Origin of the sequence: Pseudomonas sp. D(2018) (genome assembly GCF_005502555.1) — a bacterium.
Taxonomy (GTDB): domain Bacteria; phylum Pseudomonadota; class Gammaproteobacteria; order Pseudomonadales; family Pseudomonadaceae; genus Metapseudomonas; species Metapseudomonas resinovorans.
Genome location: NZ_SCOK01000115.1, coordinates 1 through 2126, shown reverse-complemented (window position 1 = coordinate 2126; position 2126 = coordinate 1). Strand labels below are relative to the sequence as shown.

At 61.2% G+C, this 2126-nt stretch carries 1 protein-coding gene; it reads right to left on the bottom strand.

All coding sequences use genetic code 11. The annotated features are described in order from the left end of the window. Positions 1–1882, bottom strand: a 1882-nt coding sequence (locus FFS60_RS28500) for an Ig-like domain-containing protein (RefSeq protein WP_256658178.1), incomplete at its 3' end; no start/stop codon positions are given. Positions 1883–2126: the final 244 nt, after the last annotated feature.

Sequence of the window (2126 nt, the reverse complement as noted above, 5' to 3'; positions counted from 1 at the left end):
CAGTGGCGCCTTTCTCGGCGGAGCCGGAGAGGGTGGGCCGCTGGTCGTCGGTGACATCGCCGGAGGCCAGTTCGCCGGTCTTGACGCCGACGTCGTCGAGGACGCTGCCGATGGTCGGCGCGTTGGGTGCCTGGGTATCGACGTTCACGACCCACGGATCGGACGGCTCGGACGAGTTACCCGCGCCATTGAGGGTCACGAAGGTCAGGCTGTGTTCGCCGTCAGCAAGCGGATTCTCGGGCGTGAAAACCCAGTTGCCGGAATTATCGGCCTCTACGCGACCAATCTCTTCTCCGTTGCTGTAAATGATGACGGTGGCGTTCGCCTCAGCGGAGCCGCTGATGGTCGGGGTGCTGTCGTCAGTGAAATCGCCAGACTCGAGCGCGCCAGTAACGGTACCTGCGTCATCCAGGACCGACTCGACTACAGGGGCGGCGGGTACATTGACCAGGATGGTCAGATCCCAGGCTTCGGACGCTTGAGACTGGTTGCCGACGCGGTCGGTCGCGGTGGCGGTGAAGCTGTGTTCGCCTTCTGCCAGCGGCTGCTCCGGGGTGAAGGACCAGGTACCGTCTTCAGCGACCACTCGACCAATTTCGAAGCCGTTGTCGTAGATGACGACGGTGGCGCCCTGCTCGGCGGTACCGCTGAAGGTCGGGGTGTCGTCATCGGTTACCGCGCCATTGAGCAGCGGACCGGTGCTGGTGCCCGCGTCGTCCAGCACCTCGAGGATCTTCGGCTGTGACGGTGCCTGCGTATCGATGGTAATGGTGTGCTTGACGGAAGGCAGGCCGATGTTGCCGGCAAAGTCCATGGCCGCGACCTTGAGCGCGTAAGTGCCATCCGGGAGGAATATCGCGGTCCAGCTCCAGTTGCCATTATCGTCGGCATAGATGCTGGCAATAGGGGTGGTGTCGTTGTAGATGATCACCAGGGAGTTGGCTTCGGCCTTGCCCTTCAGGGTCGGTGTGTTGTCACGGGTATGACCGTCTTTGGCGATTGCAATCGGGCTACCGGAGGTGTCGTCGGTGACGCTGCTAAGCGAAGCGCGCGCCGGGGCCATGGTGTCGATGATCAGGACGACATTGCCCGAGGTCTTGCCGGTGGTTTGATCGCGCACGAAGAACAGTTGGCCGCCTTCCTCCAGCGGGACGACGGGAGTGTAGGACCAGTTGCCTTGCCCATCGACCGTGACGCTATCGACAACTTCACCGTTTAGCAGGATGTCCAGAGTGGTGTTGGGTTCACCCAGGCCGACCAGCTTGGGCCGTTTATCGTCAGTCACACTGCCACTGACCAGTTGGCCCCGTTTGTTGCCGGCCTGGTCGTAGAGCGCGGTGATGCTGGGGATGACCGCGAAGGTGGCGTTGGCTTCGGAAGCCGCAGCCAAGAACAGCACCGGTTCGGTTTCCTGTGCATTGGGCATGGGTTCTGCGGACGGGTTCAGCGATTCCGCCAACTGGTCGAGAGCCTGGAAGGCAGCGGCTTGCTGCATCACCTTGAGGACGGCGGCTTCCGGCTGGTCTTGCTGTACGCCCAGGTACTCGTTGCACAGGGTTACAGGGCCTGCCGCAGTGGCGCTGTCGGCGGACAGGTGCAGGCGGTATTCGCCAGTGTCGCTCAGGCTATGGACGCTGCCCTGGAACTGGAAGAAATCCTTGATCTGGATGCTGGAATCGGATTCCGACTCCGAGCGCAGACGCAGGTACAGGTCATTGTCGACTCGCTCGGCCGCAACGGTTTGGCTGAAATCGACCCCTTCCTGTTCAGTGAGGACATAGCGCGTACCATCCATGGCCTGGATCGGCGAGAACACAGCTTCCTGCTCGTTCAGTGGGAAGAAATAGAGTGCGTCTTTATCGTTAATACAAGCAAAGTTCACTGGATAGTTTCCGTATACAAGTGATGGAGCAAAGTGCTGGAGCGAGCCCCGTGTGGGGCTCGTTCGAACAAGATTTCAAGGGTGAATGGCGGCGCCCGGAGCGGGCGCCGCCCATGGGTCAGAGCTGCACAGTGACGCCTTGCTGAACAAGGATGTCCGCAGCCAGCTCGGTGTGGTGGTAGACCTCGTAGACACCACTTGGGAGGGTGATGGGGCCGAGATGTTCCCAGTCGCCGACATCCAT